This is a genomic window from Pseudobutyrivibrio sp. JW11, from assembly GCF_900115355.1.
GTDB lineage: Bacteria > Bacillota > Clostridia > Lachnospirales > Lachnospiraceae > Pseudobutyrivibrio > Pseudobutyrivibrio ruminis.
This window is the reverse complement of record NZ_FOWB01000015.1, coordinates 38,696-57,982: the sequence shown is the minus strand read 5'-3', so window position 1 is coordinate 57,982 and position 19,287 is coordinate 38,696. Positions and strand designations below refer to the sequence as shown.

General features: G+C 40.0%; 21 protein-coding genes and 1 other annotated feature. Of the genes, 19 read left to right on the top strand and 2 right to left on the bottom strand.

The annotated features are described in order from the left end of the window. Positions 1-122: 122 nt before the first annotated feature. From BM102_RS11800 to BM102_RS11765, 8 genes are all read left to right on the top strand, one after another. Positions 123-395, top strand: a complete 273-nt coding sequence (locus BM102_RS11800) for an HU family DNA-binding protein (protein WP_044936413.1) — start codon at positions 123-125, stop codon at positions 393-395. A gap of 74 nt (positions 396-469) precedes the next feature. Then, on the top strand, positions 470-709 hold the full coding sequence (locus BM102_RS11795) for an RNA-binding S4 domain-containing protein (protein ID WP_033152845.1): 240 nt from the start codon (positions 470-472) through the stop codon (positions 707-709). A gap of 21 nt (positions 710-730) precedes the next feature. Continuing rightward, positions 731-1,039 (top strand): septum formation initiator family protein, encoded by a 309-nt coding sequence (locus tag BM102_RS11790; RefSeq protein ID WP_033152846.1) that lies wholly within the window; start codon positions 731-733, stop codon positions 1,037-1,039. Continuing rightward, positions 1,002-2,360: a tRNA lysidine(34) synthetase TilS gene (tilS, locus tag BM102_RS11785; RefSeq protein ID WP_090482215.1), complete on the top strand. Its 1,359-nt coding sequence runs from the start codon at positions 1,002-1,004 to the stop codon at positions 2,358-2,360. Before BM102_RS11790 ends, tilS begins: the two co-directional genes overlap by 38 nt. Before the next feature lie 4 nt (positions 2,361-2,364). Then, positions 2,365-2,889 carry a hypoxanthine phosphoribosyltransferase gene (hpt, locus tag BM102_RS11780; RefSeq protein ID WP_044936405.1) on the top strand — a complete coding sequence of 175 codons (525 nt, stop codon included), beginning with the start codon at positions 2,365-2,367 and terminating at the stop codon, positions 2,887-2,889. Between the two features lie 33 nt (positions 2,890-2,922). Continuing rightward, entirely contained in the window at positions 2,923-4,758 is a 1,836-nt protein-coding gene (ftsH, locus tag BM102_RS11775; protein WP_090482226.1) for an ATP-dependent zinc metalloprotease FtsH, read from the top strand. Positions 4,759-4,960: 202 nt separating this feature from the next. Continuing rightward, positions 4,961-6,985, top strand: coding sequence for a glycoside hydrolase family 13 protein (locus tag BM102_RS11770; RefSeq protein ID WP_090482212.1), 2,025 nt, complete (start codon positions 4,961-4,963; stop codon positions 6,983-6,985). Between the two features lie 106 nt (positions 6,986-7,091). Then, a complete protein-coding gene (locus BM102_RS11765; protein WP_044936401.1) occupies positions 7,092-7,541 on the top strand; it encodes a J domain-containing protein in 450 nt (149 codons plus the stop codon). On the opposite strand, the gene BM102_RS11760 is transcribed toward BM102_RS11765, so the two are convergent. Further along, positions 7,532-8,419, bottom strand: coding sequence for an RluA family pseudouridine synthase (locus tag BM102_RS11760; RefSeq protein WP_090482209.1), 888 nt, complete (start codon positions 8,417-8,419; stop codon positions 7,532-7,534). The two genes, BM102_RS11765 and BM102_RS11760, sit on opposite strands and share 10 nt — an antisense overlap. A 119-nt stretch (positions 8,420-8,538) precedes the next feature. After that, positions 8,539-10,974 carry a glycoside hydrolase family 94 protein gene (locus tag BM102_RS11755; RefSeq protein ID WP_090482206.1) on the bottom strand — a complete coding sequence of 812 codons (2,436 nt, stop codon included), beginning with the start codon at positions 10,972-10,974 and terminating at the stop codon, positions 8,539-8,541. Between the two features lie 320 nt (positions 10,975-11,294). Here BM102_RS11755 and BM102_RS11750 point away from each other — a divergent pair, with 320 nt between their 5' ends. The 11 genes from BM102_RS11750 (at position 11,295) to rplL (ending at position 19,191) form a co-directional block, all read left to right on the top strand. Then, entirely contained in the window at positions 11,295-12,308 is a 1,014-nt protein-coding gene (locus tag BM102_RS11750; protein WP_044936394.1) for a LacI family DNA-binding transcriptional regulator, read from the top strand. A gap of 119 nt (positions 12,309-12,427) precedes the next feature. Next, a complete protein-coding gene (locus BM102_RS11745; RefSeq protein WP_090482203.1) occupies positions 12,428-13,825 on the top strand; it encodes an ABC transporter substrate-binding protein in 1,398 nt (465 codons plus the stop codon). Positions 13,826-13,914: 89 nt separating this feature from the next. After that, a complete protein-coding gene (locus tag BM102_RS11740) occupies positions 13,915-14,823 on the top strand; it encodes a carbohydrate ABC transporter permease (protein ID WP_044936390.1) in 909 nt (302 codons plus the stop codon). Between the two features lie 39 nt (positions 14,824-14,862). Then, the gene (locus tag BM102_RS11735) at positions 14,863-15,723 is read left to right on the top strand and encodes a carbohydrate ABC transporter permease (protein ID WP_044936387.1); all 861 of its coding nucleotides are present in this window, start codon (positions 14,863-14,865) and stop codon (positions 15,721-15,723) included. 168 nt (positions 15,724-15,891) lie between these two features. After that, positions 15,892-16,041, top strand: a complete 150-nt coding sequence (rpmG, locus tag BM102_RS11730; protein WP_028234592.1) for a 50S ribosomal protein L33 — start codon at positions 15,892-15,894, stop codon at positions 16,039-16,041. A gap of 18 nt (positions 16,042-16,059) precedes the next feature. Beyond that, positions 16,060-16,257, top strand: coding sequence for a preprotein translocase subunit SecE (gene secE, locus BM102_RS11725; protein WP_033152863.1), 198 nt, complete (start codon positions 16,060-16,062; stop codon positions 16,255-16,257). 14 nt (positions 16,258-16,271) lie between these two features. Further along, positions 16,272-16,802, top strand: a complete 531-nt coding sequence (nusG, locus tag BM102_RS11720) for a transcription termination/antitermination protein NusG (protein ID WP_033152865.1) — start codon at positions 16,272-16,274, stop codon at positions 16,800-16,802. 10 nt (positions 16,803-16,812) lie between these two features. After that, on the top strand, positions 16,813-17,238 hold the full coding sequence (rplK, locus tag BM102_RS11715; protein WP_028234589.1) for a 50S ribosomal protein L11: 426 nt from the start codon (positions 16,813-16,815) through the stop codon (positions 17,236-17,238). An 83-nt stretch (positions 17,239-17,321) separates the two neighbouring features. Then, positions 17,322-18,017 (top strand): 50S ribosomal protein L1, encoded by a 696-nt coding sequence (gene rplA / locus BM102_RS11710; protein ID WP_044936385.1) that lies wholly within the window; start codon positions 17,322-17,324, stop codon positions 18,015-18,017. A gap of 29 nt (positions 18,018-18,046) precedes the next feature. Continuing rightward, positions 18,047-18,181 (top strand) — a sequence feature (ribosomal protein L10 leader region). 39 nt (positions 18,182-18,220) lie between these two features. Beyond that, positions 18,221-18,775, top strand: coding sequence for a 50S ribosomal protein L10 (rplJ, locus tag BM102_RS11705; protein WP_044936382.1), 555 nt, complete (start codon positions 18,221-18,223; stop codon positions 18,773-18,775). Between the two features lie 41 nt (positions 18,776-18,816). Next, positions 18,817-19,191, top strand: coding sequence for a 50S ribosomal protein L7/L12 (gene rplL / locus BM102_RS11700; RefSeq protein WP_028234586.1), 375 nt, complete (start codon positions 18,817-18,819; stop codon positions 19,189-19,191). Positions 19,192-19,287: the final 96 nt, after the last annotated feature.

The following is a 19,287-nucleotide window of genomic DNA, read 5'->3' as shown; positions in this document are numbered from 1 at the left end:
AAATGGGGATTTTTTGGGGTTTTATTGTTGACAGCGTAATGCAAAAGAATTATAAAGGATATTGTAGTTAAGGGCGCTTGAGCCCGCTATAATACAATACAAATTCTCGAGGAGGAATAGTAATGAACAAGACAGAATTAGTAGCAGCTATCGCTAGCAAGGCTAACATTTCTAAGAAGGACGCAGAGGCTTCTGTAAAGGCTTTTACAGAGGTTGTTGCTGAAGAGCTTAAGAAGGGGGAGAAGATTCAGCTTGTAGGCTTTGGTACATTCGAAGTATCTCAGAGAGCAGCTCGTACAGGTAGAAACCCACAGACAGGCGCAGAGATGAAGATTCCTGCATCTAAGGCTCCTAAGTTTAAGGCTGGTAAGGCTCTTAAGGATTCTATCAACTAATTGAATGTATATTTTATTTAGATGATGGTTAGGGTTCGGTTATGCCGGGCCCTATTTTTTAATGAGGTGATGTAATGAGACTTGATAAATATTTAAAAGTTAGTAGACTTATAAAGCGTCGTACTGTTGCCAATGAAGCATGTGACAGCGGTAGAGTTCAAATCAATGGAAAAATTGCGAAAGCGTCCACCGATGTTAAAATTGGTGATATAATAGAAATAGCATTTGGAAACAAAAATGTTAAAGTGGAAGTTTTGGATATTCAGGACACCACAAAAAAGGATGCGGCAGCAGACTTATTTAAGTATATTTAATATCAGTTATCGAGGTATTTGATGGCAAGAGCTAGAAGAGTTAAAAGACGAAAGAAAACCTCAACAGGTAGAATATATGTTGCAGTTATCATGCTGTTCATGATTTGCGTTATGACTGTCCAGATGGTTCGTTTATACGATAAAAATCAGGACTTAAAGAAGCAGGAGGAATCTCTCCAAAGCCAAGTAGATGAAGCGAACGAAAAAAGTGAGCAGTTGAAGGAATACGAGGAATACGTTGGTACTGACGAATATATAGAAAGTGAAGCATCACAGAAACTTGGATTGACACATGACAATTGGATTATTTTTAAAGAAAAAGAAGATTAAAGAATATATTGAAAAATATAATATGCTAAACAAAGGCGATGGAGTCGTCCTAGGTCTATCAGGTGGACCTGACTCTGTGTGCCTTTTTTTTGTACTGTTGGCACTTAAAGAAGAATACAATCTGACTATATCAGCAGTTCATATAAATCATATGATTAGAGGCAAGGATGCAGACGAGGATCAGGAATATGTGGAAAGCTTATGCAAGGAATTCAATGTTCCTTTAAATGCGCTTAGAATCGATATTCCTGCGCTTGCAAAGGCATCAGGCCGTTCTATCGAAGAAGAGGCGAGAATTGCCAGATATGACGCTTTTGAGGAAGCTGCAGCAGCTTTTGAGGAGAAAGGGATACCAGCAAAGATCGCGGTGGCCCATAATGCTGATGACAATGCTGAAACTGTGCTTTTCCACATGGCACGAGGCACAGGATTGGATGGGGTCTGCGGAATCGCACCAAAGCGTGATAAAATCATCCGCCCACTGCTTACAGTTCCCAAGAAGGATATTTTAGAACTCCTCAATGAAAATGAAGTGGCATACTGCATTGACGGGACAAATGCCGAGATCGATTACGACCGCAATCGAATCAGACACAACATCATGCCTGAATTAGCCAAAATAAATGATAGAGCCCTGGAGCATATTTCAGATATGACAGCGCGACTATCTGAAATCGCGGATTATATCAGCCTGGAGTCCAATGGATTGCTTCAGATGGCTAAGCTTGATGGCGATAAGCTTAGAAAAAGAACTATTGCAACTGCACCACGTGTAATCGCCAGCCAGGCTATAAAGGATTATTTAAGCAAGTATATGCCATATCAGAAGGATGTGGCTGCTGTCCATGTGGATTCTATCCTGGACCTATTAAACGAAGATGGAGAGCGTCAAATTCAGCTTCCATACAAAAAGACCCTTATCATATCCTATGAAGAAATATACGTAATCGATACAGCGAATGAGGATAATCAAAAACAGATTAATCCTACTTTTAACTATCGAGAATTTGATTACAAAGAGGGCATGAAATACCCTACTGAAACCTATACGAAATGGTTTGATTGTGATAGAATAGGGGCTAATATTGTAATAAGAACCCGTGCAGAGGGTGACTATCTATGCATCGATTCAGATGGAAATCGCAAATCTATACAGGATTATTTTGTAGATGAAAAAATTCCACGACATTTAAGAGATGAGGTGCCACTTGTATGTGATGGAAATCATGTAATGTGGGTGGTCGGTCACCGAGTCAGCGAGTATTACAAAATTTCAAAAAATACCACTCGAGTATTAGAGATTAGTTATACGGAGGAATAGTAAAATGAGTGAGAACATCAGAGTTCTTTTGCCTGAAGAAGAATTGGCAGCACGTATTTCAGAATTAGGAGCACAAATCAGCAAGGATTATGAAGGAGAATCGGTATTTCTCGTTTGCATCTTAAAGGGCGCAGCATTCTTTGCTTGTGAGTTGGCAAAAAGAATCACGGTTCCAGTAATTATCGATTTTATGGCTACATCAAGCTACGGTAGCGGCACAGTTTCTTCTGGTGTAGTTAAGATTAAAAAGGATTTGGATTTAGATCCAACAGGCCAGAATGTTATCATCGTTGAAGATATCATTGATAGTGGAAATACATTAAACTACCTTGGTCAGCTTTTCAAAGATCGTGGAGCTAAGTCAGTTCGCATGGTTACAATGCTTGATAAGCCAGATCGTCGTGAGGTAGATGTGCATGTTGATTACACTGGGTTTACTATTCCAGATCAGTTCGTAGTTGGTTACGGCCTTGATTACGACCAGAAGTATCGTAACCTTCCATACATTGGCGTTGTAGAGCTAGACTAGGAGGCGGATTTGAAGAAAAACAGAGCTTCAGGAATGATTATCTATGCTTTGTTTGTAGTTGTTGTGTTAGCTATACTTTACACAAGCATGGGTAAATCAACTACCACATACACCCGAAAAGAATTTGACAAGGCCTTGGCAAGAGATGAGGTGAAATCAGTCAATATTACTCAGAATGAAGAGGTGCCAACTGGCGCAGCAGAAATCACTCTTACTGATGGTACAGAGGCTACTCTTTATGTTTCGGATGTTAACGAAATTCAGGAAGAATTAAAAGAAGCAAAGGTTGCCTATACTATTTCAGATATTCCACATGACAGTTGGATTTCTGAATTGTTACCAATGCTCATTGTCTTAGGCGCAGTATTCATTCTCTTTATGATTATGATGAATGCACAGGGCGCTGGTGGTGGCGGTGCCAATGCTAGAATGATGAATTTTGGCAAGAGCAGAGCTAAGCTTACAAACAAAGAAGATATCAACACTACTTTCGATAATGTAGCTGGATTAAAAGAAGAAAAAGAAGAAGTTGAAGAACTTGTTGATTTCTTAAAAGATCCTGCTAAATATACAAAAATCGGTGCTAGAATCCCTAAGGGCGTTATCTTAGTAGGCCCTCCAGGAACAGGTAAGACACTTCTTGCAAAGGCTATCGCTGGAGAGGCAGGAGTACCATTCTTCTCAATCTCTGGTTCGGATTTTGTTGAGATGTTTGTTGGTGTTGGTGCTTCTCGTGTCCGTGATTTGTTCCAGGAAGCAAAGCAGAATGCACCATGTATCGTTTTTATTGACGAGATTGATGCGGTAGCTAGACGCCGTGGTACAGGTATGGGCGGCGGCCATGATGAGCGTGAGCAGACACTGAATCAGCTCCTTGTAGAGATGGATGGTTTTGGTGTTAACGAAGGCATCATTGTTATGGCGGCTACAAACCGTGTAGATATTTTGGATCAGGCTATTATGCGTCCAGGACGTTTTGATAGAAAGGTTTATGTTGGCAGTCCTGATGTGAAGGGACGCGAGGAAATCCTCAAGGTACACGCTAGCAACAAGGCGTTGGCAGAGGATGTTGATTTGAAACAGGTTGCTCAGGCAACAGTTGGTTTCACAGGAGCAGATTTAGAGAATCTTCTCAACGAAGCGGCTATTCTTGCAGCAGGTGAAAAAAGACAGTACATCCTTCAGGAAGACATCAAAAGATCTTTCGTAAAGGTTGGAATTGGTAAAGAAAAGAAGAGCAAGATTGTTTCAGATAAAGAAAAGAAGATTACAGCATACCACGAGGCTGGACATGCAATTCTTTTCCATGTACTTCCAGATGTAGGGCCTGTATATTCAGTGTCAATCATTCCTACAGGTGCAAGTGCAGCAGGCTATACAATGCCTATAAATGAAAATGACGAAATCTTTAATACAAAAGGCAAGATGACCCAGGATATCATTGTTTCCTTGGGTGGACGTGTTGCCGAGGAACTTATATTTGACGATGTTACCACTGGCGCTTCTAATGACATCAAACAGGCTACAAAGATGGCAAGAAACATGGTAACAAAGTATGGATTCTCAAAAAATATAGGTATGATTCACTACGGTGATGACGATGAAGAAGTATTCATCGGCCGTGATTTGGCTCATACAAAAGGCTTTTCAGAAGCAACAGCTAAAGCTATCGATGAGGAAGTTAAACGCATCATTGATGAATGTTATGAAAAAGCTGTGAAAATTTTGCGAGAAAACGAACAGATACTACACAAATGTGCTAATCTATTATTAGAAAAAGAAAAGATAGGACGAAGCGAGTTTGAGGCCCTATTTGAATCTTCAGGTACGAATGAGACCGCTGTAGAGGGTATAAACTGGGGAGAATAGTGCAACATGCACAAAAAGCTTAGTTAGTATTTGTTATATTTGTGCACACTTAAGTATTGTGAGGTCATATAATAAACATCGTAAAAACCCCCCAATACATTATATAATTTTTACTAACCCCATAGTAAAAATACCTTCTCCTAAAAAGACAGCGATCGTTGCTGTCTTTTTTACTATCTAAAAATATCTAAGGGGAGTTGGAATGAACATCCAAGCTATTTACTCGGACGGTACAGCTGAATATAGAACTCCTATGGAACCGGAGCCTTTTGACTTAGTAACTATCAGACTGCGCGTTTACCATCAGGAAGACCTGGAGGCCTTTTTAGTATTTGGTGATAAGAATATAAGAATGCATCTAGAGAGAGCTCGTGGAGAGTTTGATTACTATGCATGCGACGTTAAGCTCGAAGATAAAGAGTTTAGATATCACTTTGAAATAGTCGGCGACTATGGCCTTTATTATTACGATAGAGTAGGTCTCTGGCGTGATCATAGAGAACATTATGAGTTTTCTATTATGCCAGGTTTTTCCACACCTTCCTGGTCGAAGGGTGCAGTTATGTACCAAATCCTTGTGGATAGATTCTATAAGGGCGACCCAAGCACAGATGTAGAAACAAATGAATATCATTATGTAGGAGCACCAGTTGAGCGTGTTGATAACTGGGATGCTATACCTGCAAATCTTGATATAGGAAGATTCTACGGCGGAGACCTAGAGGGAGTTAGACAGAAGCTCCATTATCTCAGAAGCTTGGGGGTTGAAGTAATATATTTCAATCCGTTGTTTGTTTCCCCTTCTAACCATAAATACGATACCTCTGATTATGACTATATAGACCCTCACCTCACCGTAATTAAAAAGGATGGGGGAGAGTGTTTAAAGGACGGGGATTATGATAATTCCCATGCCACTAAATACAAGCTTAGAGTGACCAATAAGGAAAACCTCGAGGCAAGTAACCAATTCTTTGCAGACTTTGTTAGAGAGGCCCATGAGAAGGGAATACGAGTGATTATTGATGGTGTATTTAATCACTGCGGCTCTTTCAACAAATGGCTCAACAGAGAAAAGATTTATTCAAAGGAAGAGGGATATGCTCCTGGAGCTTATGAAAGCAAGGACAGCCCATATCACAATTTCTTTTACTTTTATGAGGATACATGGCCAGACAACAAATCATATGATGGCTGGTGGAGTCATGATACGTTGCCAAAGCTAAATTATGAGGAGTCACCTGAACTGTGTCAGTATGTCCTCAATATAGGCAAAAAATGGGTTAGTGAGCCATATAATTGCGATGGATGGAGGCTTGATGTAGCTGCTGATTTAGGTCATTCAGAAGAGTTTAATCATAAATTTTGGCATGATTTTAGAGACGCAGTAAAATCGGCAAATCCAAACGCAATTATACTTGCAGAGCATTATGGTAATCCTACTGCCTGGCTGGCTGGTGACCAGTGGGATACGGTTATGAACTATGATGCTTTTATGGAGCCACTTACCTTCTTTTTGACAGGAATGGAGAAGCATTCTGATGAATTCCAGCCTAGTGCTATTGGCGATGGTGAAAGATTCAAAAACACAATGCTACACTTCATGGCAAGGCTGAAAACTCCATCACTGTATTGCGCAATGAATCAGCTGTCCAACCATGACCATTCCAGATTTTTGACAAGAACAAACCATACGGTAGGAAGACTCGCCACAAAAGGGGCTAAGGCTGCTGAGGATGGTGTAAGTGTTCCTGTTATGAAGCTAGCTGAAATGGTACAGATGACTTGGCCGGGTGCGCCAACATTGTATTATGGTGATGAAGCTGGCGTATGTGGATTTACGGACCCAGATAGCCGTAGAACATATCCATGGGGCCACTGCAACTATGATCTTATCGATTACACTAGAGATATGATTATGGTTCATAAATTAAGTCCAGCCATTAAGCAGGGCTCGTTTAGATTTTTAAATTGTGGACAGGGATTTATTAGCTATGCCAGATTCACAGCCAATGAGCAAGTTATCGTAGTTATCAACAGCAATGGCAATGGCATAGAAGTGGATATACCAGTTTGGATAGCTGGCGTTCCACTAAATTGCAATTTGGAAAGAGTAATTATGACCAATGAGGTTGGCTATTCAATAATGCCTACCGATATAATTGTTGAAGGAGGAAACCTTCACGTCAGCCTTCAACCATATACCGGCATAGTGTACAAAAGATAGAATGGATATTTTATTTTACAAGCATGCACAACATATAGTATAATCATTACAAGTTTTGGGAAAGTTCCACAATACCTAGAATGTAATACTATACGGGAGAGTTATTATGGCAAAGGATCTCACATGTCAAGGCAAGATCGACATGCAAGCACTTGAGGACCGACATAAAGAGTTAGAAAAAGCATGGAATGATTTGCTAAAAGAAAGAAGAGAGTTTGAAGCAAGGATTCATACTCTAGAGCAGCAGGAAAAACAGTTTGAGTTGAAATGGGAATTATTAATCCAGGAGACTCAGAAGCTTGCTGACGATAAATTACAATTTGAGAGAAAGAAGAAATTCTTTGATCAAGTACAGGCTCACTCTGTGGAGCCTTACGTAGCTGAGGATAACATCGTCCACGGGGAGATGTTCTTTTCTGGTGTCACCACACCAAAGGCCCTTAAAAAACGTTATAAGGACCTTATTAAGATTTACCATCCTGATGGAGAATCTGGCGACACAGCTACCGTGGCAGAGATAAATCGTGAGTACGAGGATCTCAAAAATCAAATGTAAATGAAATTCATATCATCAGGCAATGGGGCGATAAACTCCATTGCCTTTTTTGTTATAGGGTGAACAAAACTGATTTTGTGTGAATGCAATGCTTGTCTTGTCATATATTCAAAATCAGGATTATACAAATGGTCTCCAATCAGTGGGTGACCAATATATTTAAAATGGACACGGATTTGATGGGTACGGCCTGTCTCAAGATGGATTGAGATTAGGCTGTGCCCTTTTTTCTCGTCTATCACTTTATAGTGAGTGACTGCGCGCTCGCCATTTTCAAAATCTACCTGTCTTGTAATGATAGAATCGTCTACTCGACCTATAGGTGCATCTATTGTGCCTTCAGGCTCATCAAGATGACCACGGACGATGGCATAGTATTCTCTGTGAAATTCACGGTTTTTTACCATTGTAGATAAGATATTGCCAGAAACTAAATGCTTGGCAATGACAGTAAGTCCAGAGGTGTTCTTATCTAGTCGATTAGCACATCTAAATATAAAAGGCTTGTCCTGAGCCTCGTAATAATATGCCAGACCGTTTGCTAAGGAATCTTCGTAGTGATTTAAACTTGGATGAATTGGAAGTCCTGCAGGCTTATTGATAACGATAATATCATCATCCTCATAAACGATATCCAAATCAATTTTTACTGGTGGAATCTTTTCTGATGAATTATCCTCGGAGATATTTACGGTTAAAATCTCGCCGGCTTGGAGTTTGCGATTCATATGTACCCACTCACCATCGATAACCACATTATTAGGCATCTTTTTGATTGCGGCGATATTGGCGCTGGAATAGCCCTGGGATTTCAGATATTTGTCAATAGAATACCCTGCATATTCAGAATTGATTTCATAAGTTAATGTTCTGTTCATAGCTATAATTTATCTGTATATAGATAAAAAGTCAAAAATAAAGAGCTCATACTGGGGCGTATGAGCTCTTATTGAAGAAGGAGAATTGGTTAAATGAAGAAAGTAAAGCTATTACTCTTTTACTTCATTGTAGCAACCACGCTAACTGTTTTTTTAGAAGAATCGAATGGGATGACGTTTCCTTCGATTTCCTTGCCATCAACAGTAAGGCTAGCAACACCCTTTTGAACCTGGTTAGGATTCTTTATTTCGATGTTGTATATTACACCTCTGTATTCGCGAGTGATTTTGAAATCACCAAATGCAGCAGGTGTACATGGATTTACAGATAATCCCTCTAAGGTTGGGTAGATTCCTAAGATATACTGGGAAATATTTGTAAATGTCCAAGCAGCAGTACCTGTGAGCCAGCTGTTCTTAGCCTCACCGTGGAATCTGGCATCTGCGCCAGCAACCATCTGTGAGTAAACGTATGGCTCAGTTCTATGAATTTCTGAAATGTCCTCAATGTATGAAGGACAGGTCTTTTTGTAAACTTCAAATGCTCTGTCACCACGGCCGATGCATGTTTCAGCAATTGAAATCCATGGATTATTGTGACAGAAGATACCAGCATTCTCTTTGTATCCTGGTGGATAAGATGTAATCTCGCCAAGCTCAAGATGATATCTTGTATAAGCAGGCTGTAAAATCATTACGCCGTACTTTGTATCAAGCTTTTCTTTTACAGAATCAAGGGCTTTCTTTGCGTTACCATCATCAACGCCAACACCGGCCATTACGCACATACCTTGTGGCTCGATGTAGATCTGTCCCTCATCACATTCCTTTGAACCAACTTTGTGGCTGTAAGCGTCGTAAGCTCTTACGAACCAATCGCCGTCCCAACCATCTTTTTCGATTGCAGCAGTCATCTTATCTACTTCTGCAAGAACACGAGCTTCTTCAGCAGTGTCTCCCATAAGCTTTGCAAGAGCGGCATATTCACGACCATATTTTACAAACATACCAGCAATAAATACTGATTCTGCAACAGGGCCTTCGCTAGGTCCGAAGCACTGGAAACTTTCACCTGGATGCTCTGAGAAGCAGTTAAGGTTGAGGCAGTCGTTCCAGTCGGCGCGACCAATAAGTGGAAGGTCATGTGGACCCTTGTGATTTACAATGTAATCAAATGAGCGCTTTAAGTGCTCCATAAGTGTTGTAGCAACTGACATATCATTATCGTAAGGGACCATTTCCTTAAGAATTGATGTGTCTCCTGTTTCGCGGATGTAAGCGCTTGTTCCAGCGATGAGCCAAAGTGGATCATCATTAAAGCCAGAACCAATATCAGAATTACCCTTCTTTGTAAGAGGCTGATACTGGTGATATGCTGAACCATCCTGGAACTGAGTTGAAGCGATATCAATGATTCTTTCACGAGCTCTGTCTGGAATCAGATGTACGAATCCAAGTAAATCCTGACAAGAATCTCTGAATCCCATTCCACGGCCAATACCTGTCTCATAGTAAGAAGCTGAACGAGACATGTTGAATGTAACCATACACTGATACTGGTTCCAGATATTTACCATACGGTTTACATGCTCATCCTTAGATTCAACATGGAACTTGTTGAGAAGTCCATCCCAGTATGTATTAAGCTTTGCAAGAGCGTTGTCAAAATCTTCAGTAGTCTGATACTTAGCAAGAAGGGCATTAGCTCTCTTTTTATTAATGATACCTGGCTTTTCCCACTTTTCATCTTCAGGGTTTTCCACATATCCTAAAGCGAATACGAAAGTTTTGCACTCTCCAGCATCAAGTGAAAGATTAATCTGATGTGAAGCGATTGGATACCATCCTGAAGCGATAGTATTGTGAAGCTTTCCTTCAATTACAGCTGCAGGTCTATCTGGACCATTGTAAGCGCCTCTAAATTCATCGCGGCTTGTCTCGAAACCATCAATCTTAGTATTAACTGAATATACAGCGTAGTGATTACGACGCTCGCGATATTCTGTCTTGTGATAAATAGTAGAATCAATAACTTCAACCTCACCGATTGAAAGGTTACGCTGATAATTCTTCATATCATCATCAGCATTCCATAAACACCATTCTACATATGAGAAAAGTTGAATATCTTTGTGTGCTGAGCTGTTATTTGTAATTGTTACCTTTGTTAATTCAACTGGATCACCAATTGGAACAAAAGTAATAAGCTCTGCTTTTACATCATTTTTAACACCAGTAAACTTGCTGTAGCCAATACCATGACGGCATTCATAGGAATCTAATTCAGTCTTTGTTGGCTGCCAGCCAGGATTCCAAATTGTATCTCCATCCTTAATATAGAAATACTTACCATTTGTATCTGGAGTTGTGTCGTTATAGCGATAACGAGTCATACGTAAAAGCTTTGCATCTTTATAGAAAGTGTAGCCACCGCATGTGTTTGAGATCAAAGAAAAGAAATCGGTACAACCCAAGTAGTTAATCCATGGTAATGGAGTCTTTGGAGTTGTGATTACATATTCTTTGTTTTGATCGTCGAAATGTCCGAACTTCATATATTCCTCCCTAAAACTAAGAAACAATTATTCATACAGAAAACGATTAAGTGAATAATCTGAGAGAAAATCGGTCAATTTAAAGAAAACGAAGCGTAAACGTTTAAGTTAAAAGATATAATTTCTCGGCATTAGAATACCATAATTATCCTAAAATGCAATTAGGCTGTTAAATATTTGGCGATATTTCACTAAAACGGGTTACGAAACTTTAACGAAAAGACAAATTTTCGAAAAACTATTGTACATTTCGTGAAAAGGGGCTATATTGAAATTACGAAAACGATTAAGCAAATGTTTAACACACTAGGGAGAGAGTGATGGTTTCATTAAAAGATATTGCCGGTCGATGCGGTGTATCAGTTGCTACAGTTAGTAAAGCGCTGAATGATCACAGTGACATCGGCGCAGAAACAAAGGAAAGAATCAGAAAAGTTGCTAATGAATTAGGATATGTTCCTAATGCAGCAGCAAAATCCATGAAAACAAATCGTACACATAATATAGGAGTTCTTTTCATGGATGATGCCAACAGTGGTTTACAGCATGACTTTTTCGCAAGTGTTCTTGAAGGCTTTAAAAGAGAAGTTGAAAAAGAGGGATATGATATAACCTTTATTTCAAATGACAGATCAAGGCCTGGAAGAGATTCTTATCTTACACATGCAAGATATAGAAGATTTGATGGTGTAATTATTGCAAATGTTCACTTCGGAGATCCTGAAGTAGTTGAACTAGTAAAAAGTGATATACCAGTTGTAACAATTGATCATATTTATAATGATACAACAACAATCCTTTCAGATAATGTTGGAGGCATGACTGAGCTGGTTGATTTTGCAGTAGCTTCTGGCCATAGAAAAATCGCTTACATACACGGTGCTGATTCTTCGGTAACACGCACAAGATTAGTTACCTTCCATAAAAAGATGGAAGAATATGGAATAGAAACTCCAGATGAGTACTTAATGGAATCTCCATATAGAGATACACATGGTGCTTATGAATGCACATTAAAGCTGTTGGAATTAGAAAACAGACCAACCTGCATTTTCTATCCTGATGATTATGCATCTTATGGTGGTATGAGGGCAATATCAGAAAAAGGGTTAAAGGTTCCTGATGATGTATCAGTAGTTGGATTTGATGGAATCAAAGTAGCAAGACATATTAGGCCACGTCTTACTACTTATAGACAGGATACAGAAGAGTTAGGAAGACAGGCAGGAAAGAATCTTATCGATTTAATTGAAAGACCAAAAACTACATTAGTACAACGAGTTGTAGTAAAAGGAAGATTGCTTGAAGGAGATACCCTAAAGAAACTAAATTAGGCATTGGGTTGAGAAATCAACTTATATAAATGCAAACAAATTAATGTAGATATGATGTTGATGTGTTATCAGCATCAAAGGACGAAAGTCCAGGAAAAATATTTTGGGAGGAACACACAATGAAAAAAAGATTAGTTAGTTTGCTCGCGATGGCAACAATGACAGCAACAATGTTTGCTGGATGTGGAAGCTCAGAAACAGCTTCTACAGAAGAAGCAGCAGCTCCAGCATCAAAAGAGGAGATTGATGCTGAGGCAGAAGCAGTAGAACTTCCTGAGGACACAGGTAAAGTTCTTAACATCTATTGTTGGAACGATGAGTGGCAGACACGTGTAAAGGATTTCTATCCTGGATACGAAGAGGTAGATGCTACTCACGGTAAGATTGGCGATGTTGAAGTAGTTTGGAACATTACACCATCTACAGACAATGCATATCAGAACAACCTTGATGAGGCTCTTATCGCTCAGCCAGACGCAGCTGCAGATGATAAGGTAGATTTATTCTTGGTAGAAGCTGATTACGCTCTTAAGTATGTTGACGAGGATGTAACAATGCCATTATCTGACCTCGGCATTACATCTGATGTTCTTTCAGATCAGTACACATATACACAGAGCATCGTAACAGATAGCAATGGTAGACTTAAAGGCTCTTCATGGCAGGCATGCTCAGCTGGTCTTATCTACAACAGAGATGCTGCAAAGGAAGTACTTGGAACAGATGATCCAGAAGAAGTTCAGGCAGCAGTAGCTGATTGGGATAAGTACAATGAGACAGCTAAGAAGGTAGCTGATGCTGGTTACACAATGTGCTCAGTAAACGATACATACAGAACATATGCTAACAATGTATCTGGACAGTGGGTACAGGATGGCAAGCTTGTAATTGACCCTAACGTTGATAAGTGGGTAGATGATTCTATGGCACTTATTGAAGCAGGCGCTGAAGATACAGATGATCTTTGGAGCGATGACTGGGCAAAGGGTAAGAGACCAGAAGGAAAGGTATTCTGCTACTTTGGACCAGCTTGGTTCTTCAACTTCTGTCTTGATGCAGATCAGGATGGCACAATCGCTAACCAGGGTGGTTGGGGATATTGCGAAGGTCCTCAGTCTTACTACTGGGGTGGTACATGGGTATGTGCTGCAACAGGTACAGACAATGCTAACCTTGTAAAAGATATCATTGTTACTATGACAACAGATAAGGGAGTTCTTAAGGATATAGCTACAACATACGCTGACTGCGTAAACAGCAAGGAAGTTCTTTCAGAGCTTGCATCATCAGATGAAGGTAACCTTGACCTTCTCGGTGGTCAGAATCCATACGAGCAGCTTGCAGCAGGCGCTGAGACAGTAGATCTTTCAAACCTTTCTAAGTATGATCAGGGATGTACAGAAGAGTTCCAGAAGGCAATGAAGAACTACTTCACAGGAAATGCAACAAAGGACGAGGCTCTCGATATGTTCAAGACAGCAGTTCATGAGAAGTATCCAGATGTTTCAGTTGACTAATTCTAACTGCAACTAATCAGTGAAATGATTTGGGGCGCGTGGGGATTGGCTCTATGCGCCCTATTTAAAAGAACTAAAAGGGAGCATTTATGAACAAGAAGAGCAAAGTTGTTAGATATAATAAGTGGGGTTATATCTTTCTAATACCTTTTACAGTAATATTTTTAATATTCCAGTTGATCCCACTGGTTTCAACTATATACAATTCATTCTTTGAAAATTACCGTTCAGGCCTTACTCAGATTGGACCTAACTTTGTAGGTCTTGCAAACTATGCAACAATTGTAACTAACGGTGATTTACCAACATATTTTGCGAATACAATGATTATGTGGGTGTTAGGATTTATCCCACAGATTATCCTTTCATTATTATTAGGAGCTTGGTTTACAGATCCATCTCTTAGATTGAAAGGTCAGACATTCTTTAAAACGGTAATCTATTTACCAAACTTGATTATGGCATCAGCTTTTGCGATGTTGTTCTTTACATTATTTGCAGATAGCGGACCAATTAACTCATTGTTAATTCAAATTGGCGTATTCAAGGAAGCATTCTCATTTATGGATCACGCTGCAAGTGTTCGTGGATTGGTAGCTACAATGAACTGCCTTATGTGGTTTGGAAATACGACAATTCTTCTGATGGCAGGTATGCTTGGAATTGATCCATCTCTTTTTGAGGCTGCTCAGGTTGATGGTGCAACTGCTAATCAGATTTTCTATAAAATAACATTGCCTTTACTTAGACCAATTCTTGTATTTGTTATGATTACATCGCTCATTGGTGGTTTACAGATGTTTGATGTACCTCAGATCTTAACAAATGGTACAGGTAATCCAATGCGTTCATCTATGACTTTGATTATGTACTTGAACAAGCATTTATATAGTAAGAACTTTGGACTTGCAGGTGCACTTTCAGTATTTATGTTTGTAATAACAGCCATTTTAAGCTTGATAGTTTATAAGTTTACTAACGTTCAGGAACAGAAATAAAATCATTGAAATTAAGTAAAATAGATGAGGAGAATAAAAATGGCAAATAACACAAGCAACAGCCAAGGCGGCGGAGTTCATGCTAGAAGAATAGTTTCTTATATAGTATTGATTTTAATTTCATTCTTGTGCTTATTCTGGTTCTATGTATTATTTATCAATTCTACTAGAAGCAATTCAGAATTGAGCGCAGGTTTCACTCCATTTCCAAGTGTCCATCTTATTGAGAACTGGACAAACTTGAAAAATGGAACATTACCTATTGTAAGTGGTATGATTAACTCACTTATAATCGCTGTACTTACAGCTACACTTGCAACATATTTTTCAACAATGACAGCTTATGCAATCCATGCATATGACTTCAAATTAAAGAAGTTTATGTTTACCTTCATATTAATGATTATGATGATTCCAACACAGGTAACTGTACTTGGTTTCTTACAGCTCATTGACAAGATGCATTTAGATAATAGTGCTATCCCACTTATTATTCCTGCAATTGCATCTCCTGCTGTATTCTTTTATATGAAGCAATACATGGATTCTACATTACCTCTTTCCTTAATCGAGGCTGCCAGAATTGATGGTTCCGGCGAATTTAGAACATTTAACCAGATTGTAGTACCCCTTATGAAGCCAGCAATTGCTGTACAGGCAATATTCAGCTTTGTAGGTAGCTGGAATAATTACTTCACTCCAGCTCTTGTTCTTCACGATGATACAAAGAAGACACTTCCTATATTAATTGCTCAGCTTCGTAATGCAGACTGGTTAAAGTTTGATATGGGACAGGTTTATATTATGATTGCATTCTCAATCTTCCCTGTTATAATTGTTTACCTAATACTTTCTAGATACATTGTTGGTGGAGTAACACTTGGCGGTGTAAAGGGCTAAACATAATAATGAAAAAGACTTGACAGTTCTTGCGTCGTGTGCTAAATTTAGCTAGCGACTAAGAAAAGCAGGTCTTTTTTTTATGCTCTTTTTTCGCCTTGTCAAATTGTTCGCTATGACAAGTGAGTATAAGTAGACCAAAGTAGAAATTTAACGGAGGTGGAAGTTGTGCGCACAAAGATAACATTAGCTTGCACAGAGTGCCAGCAGCGTAATTACAACATGACAAAAGACAAGAAGACACACCCTGACAGAATGGAAACAAAGAAGTATTGCAGATTCTGCAAGAAGCACACAATGCACAAAGAGACTAAATAGTCATCCGGGAGGTGCAAAATGGCAGAGGAAAAGAAAACCAAGTCAGGACGTTTTGCGGGTCTTAAGACAGAATTCGGAAAGATTGTCTGGGCAGATCCAAAGGACGTGTCAAAACAGACAACAGCAGTTGTTGCTGTGTCAGTAGTTGTAGCAGTGATCATCATCGTTTTAGATGCAGTGATCAACAAGGGTGTAAATATCCTAGTTAATTTATAATGGAGGCATCGCATATGGCAGAGGCAAAGTGGTATGTAGTTCATACTTACTCAGGCTATGAGAACAAAGTCAAGACAAACATTGAAAAGGCTATCGAGACACAACATCTCGAGGAGCAGATTCTTGATGTTAGAGTACCAATGGTTGAGGTTACCGAAACTAGGGACGGCGTCAAGAAGCAAGTTTCAAAGAAGATGTACCCTGGTTACGTTCTTATTGAGATGATTATGAATGACGAGACCTGGTACGTTGTCAGAAATACTAGAGGTGTTACAGGCTTCGTTGGACCAGGAAGTAAACCAGTGCCATTGTCAGAGGCTGAAGTTAAAGCATACTTACTAGGCGAAAGCACTGAAAGAGTCAACGTTGAGGTTGACTTCGAAGTCGGAGATACTCTTAGTGTCGTAGACGGTACCTGGAAAGATACTGTGGGCGTTGTTAAGTCTATCAATGCTAAGAAGCAGACAGTAACCATCAGCGTTGAAATGTTCGGACGTGAAACACCAGTAGAAATTGATTTCACAGACGTACGCAAGATGGATTAGGAGGAATATCATGGCAAAGAAAATTGAAGGCTATATCAAGTTGCAGATTCCAGCAGGCAAGGCTACACCAGCCCCACCAGTTGGTCCAGCACTTGGTCAGCATGGTGTAAACATCGTGGAGTTTACAAAGCAGTTTAACGCAAAGACAGCAGATATGGGAGATACAATTGTTCCTACAATTATCACTGTTTATGCAGATAGAAGCTTCAGCTTCATCACAAAGACTCCACCAGCAGCAGTTCTTATTAAGAAGGCTTGCAAGCTTCAGAAGGCTTCAGGCACACCTAACAAGACAAAGGTTGCAAAGATTACAAAGGCTCAGGTTCAGGAAATCGCAGAGACAAAGATGCCTGACCTTAACGCAGCATCACTTGAGGCTGCTATGAGCATGATCGAAGGAACATGTAGATCAATGGGCGTTGAGGTTGTTGAATAATTCACAGCTTAGCGAAAACAACGTTCTTACTATTAAAGATTTGAGTGGGAGAGCATTAGCTCGATAAACCACAGGAGGTAAACATGAAAAGAGGAAAGAAATACGTTGCAGCTGTTAGCTCATACGATAAGTCAGCTGCATTCGATCCAGCAGAAGCAATCGCACAGGTAAAGAAGAATGCTACTGCAAAATTTGATGAGACAATTGAAGCTCATATCAGAACTGGTTGTGACGGACGTCACGCTGAGCAGCAGATTCGTGGTGCTGTAGTACTTCCACACGGTACAGGTAAGACTGTTCGAGTTTTAGTATTCGCTAAGGGTGCTAAGCTTGATGAGGCACAGGCTGCAGGCGCTGATTTCGTAGGCGGCGAGGAACTCATCCCTAAGATCCAGAACGAAGGTTGGGCAGAGTTCGATTCAGTAGTTGCTACTCCAGACATGATGGGTGTTGTTGGTCGTCTTGGTCGTGTACTTGGACCTAGAGGACTTATGCCAAACCCTAAGGCTGGTACAGTAACAATGGATGTTGCTAAGGCTGTTGAAGAAATCAAAGCTGGTAAGATTGAGTATAGACTTGATAAGACAAACATTATCCATGTACCTATCGGAAAGGCTTCTTTCACAGAGGAGCAGTTAGCGGACAACTTCCAGACTCTTATGGACGCTATCAACAAGGCTAAGCCAGCAAGCTTAAAGGGTCAGTACATTAAGAGCATTTCACTTGCTCCTACAATGGGACCTGGCGTTAAGCTTAATGTTGCAAAGGTTTCTAACTAATTGTTGACAGCCCAATATACATGATGATATAATGCATAAAGTTGTTGCCGAAGACAGCAGGTGGCGTTAGCCGTAAAGATTTTATCTACCAGCCGAGGACGATTAAGTATTTATCGATTAATCACCCTCTATGTCTTTGACATAGAGGGTTTTACTTTATCCTCATATAAGCAACAAACAAATATTATAAGGAGGAAAAATTCGTGGCAAAAGTTGAATTAAAGCAGCCAATAGTTGACGAGATCTCAGAGCAGATTAAGGATGCAGCTTCAGTAGTAGTTGTTGACGCTCGTGGACTTACAGTTGCAGAAGACACACAGTTACGTAAGCAGCTTCGCGAGGCTGGTGTTACTTACAAGGTATACAAGAACACACTTATGAAGCGTGCTTTCGAGGGAACAGATTTTGCATCACTTGATGATGTTCTTGAAGGACCAAGTGCAATCGCTGTTTCAAAGGATGATGCTACAGCTCCAGCAAGAATTCTTGCTAAATTTGCTAAGACAGCTACAAACCTTGAGATCAAGGCTGGTGTCGTAGAAGGTACATTCTATGATGCTAATGGTATGTCAGCAGTTGCAGCTGTACCAAGCAGAGAGGAACTTCTTTCAAAGTTACTTGGAAGCTTACAGTCACCAATCACAAACTTCGCTCGCGTTCTCAACCAGATCGCAGAGCAGGGTGGTGCATCTACAGAGGCACCAGCTGCAGAGGCAGAGGCTCCAGCAGAGGAAGCACCTGCAACAGAAGCAGAGTAATTTAATTGATTTTTATTATTATTTAATGGAGGAAAATAATCATGGCAAAGATGACAACAGAAGAGTTTATCGCAGCTATCAAAGAGCTTAGCGTATTAGAGTTAAATGACCTTGTAAAGGCATGTGAGGAAGAGTTCGGCGTTTCTGCAGCAGCAGGCGTTGTAGTTGCAGCAGCAGCTGGCGATGCAGCAGCAGCTGAGGAGAAGGACGAGTTCGACGTAGAGCTTACAGAAGTAGGTTCTGAGAAGGTTAAGGTTATCAAGGTTGTTCGTGAGGCTACTGGTCTTGGACTTAAGGAAGCTAAGGAACTCGTTGATGGCGCACCAAAGGTTATCAAGGAAGCAGCTGACAAGGCTACAGCAGAGTCAATCAAGGCTCAGCTTGAGGAGATCGGTGCAAAGGTTACTCTTAAGTAAGTTAAACTCGATTGCTTTATATTTAGCAGGTTCAAATGAACCTGCTAAATTTTTTTGAAAATATCTAATTTAATACTTGACTTTGTTATTGACTTT

Bases quoted from the DNA above. Each gene is read 5' to 3' on its own strand.
- BM102_RS11800 (WP_044936413.1), top strand. From the start codon at position 123: ATGAACAAGACAGAATTAGTAGCAGCTATCGCTAGCAAGGCTAACATT.
- BM102_RS11795 (WP_033152845.1), top strand. From the start codon at position 470: ATGAGACTTGATAAATATTTAAAAGTTAGTAGACTTATAAAGCGTCGT.
- BM102_RS11790 (WP_033152846.1), top strand. From the start codon at position 731: ATGGCAAGAGCTAGAAGAGTTAAAAGACGAAAGAAAACCTCAACAGGT.
- tilS (WP_090482215.1), top strand. From the start codon at position 1,002: ATGACAATTGGATTATTTTTAAAGAAAAAGAAGATTAAAGAATATATT.
- hpt (WP_044936405.1), top strand. From the start codon at position 2,365: ATGAGTGAGAACATCAGAGTTCTTTTGCCTGAAGAAGAATTGGCAGCA.
- ftsH (WP_090482226.1), top strand. From the start codon at position 2,923: ATGATTATCTATGCTTTGTTTGTAGTTGTTGTGTTAGCTATACTTTAC.
- BM102_RS11770 (WP_090482212.1), top strand. From the start codon at position 4,961: ATGAACATCCAAGCTATTTACTCGGACGGTACAGCTGAATATAGAACT.
- BM102_RS11765 (WP_044936401.1), top strand. From the start codon at position 7,092: ATGGCAAAGGATCTCACATGTCAAGGCAAGATCGACATGCAAGCACTT.
- BM102_RS11760 (WP_090482209.1), bottom strand. From the start codon at position 8,419: ATGAACAGAACATTAACTTATGAAATCAATTCTGAATATGCAGGGTAT.
- BM102_RS11755 (WP_090482206.1), bottom strand. From the start codon at position 10,974: ATGAAGTTCGGACATTTCGACGATCAAAACAAAGAATATGTAATCACA.
- BM102_RS11750 (WP_044936394.1), top strand. From the start codon at position 11,295: ATGGTTTCATTAAAAGATATTGCCGGTCGATGCGGTGTATCAGTTGCT.
- BM102_RS11745 (WP_090482203.1), top strand. From the start codon at position 12,428: ATGAAAAAAAGATTAGTTAGTTTGCTCGCGATGGCAACAATGACAGCA.
- BM102_RS11740 (WP_044936390.1), top strand. From the start codon at position 13,915: ATGAACAAGAAGAGCAAAGTTGTTAGATATAATAAGTGGGGTTATATC.
- BM102_RS11735 (WP_044936387.1), top strand. From the start codon at position 14,863: ATGGCAAATAACACAAGCAACAGCCAAGGCGGCGGAGTTCATGCTAGA.
- secE (WP_033152863.1), top strand. From the start codon at position 16,060: ATGGCAGAGGAAAAGAAAACCAAGTCAGGACGTTTTGCGGGTCTTAAG.
- nusG (WP_033152865.1), top strand. From the start codon at position 16,272: ATGGCAGAGGCAAAGTGGTATGTAGTTCATACTTACTCAGGCTATGAG.
- rplK (WP_028234589.1), top strand. From the start codon at position 16,813: ATGGCAAAGAAAATTGAAGGCTATATCAAGTTGCAGATTCCAGCAGGC.
- rplA (WP_044936385.1), top strand. From the start codon at position 17,322: ATGAAAAGAGGAAAGAAATACGTTGCAGCTGTTAGCTCATACGATAAG.
- rplL (WP_028234586.1), top strand. From the start codon at position 18,817: ATGGCAAAGATGACAACAGAAGAGTTTATCGCAGCTATCAAAGAGCTT.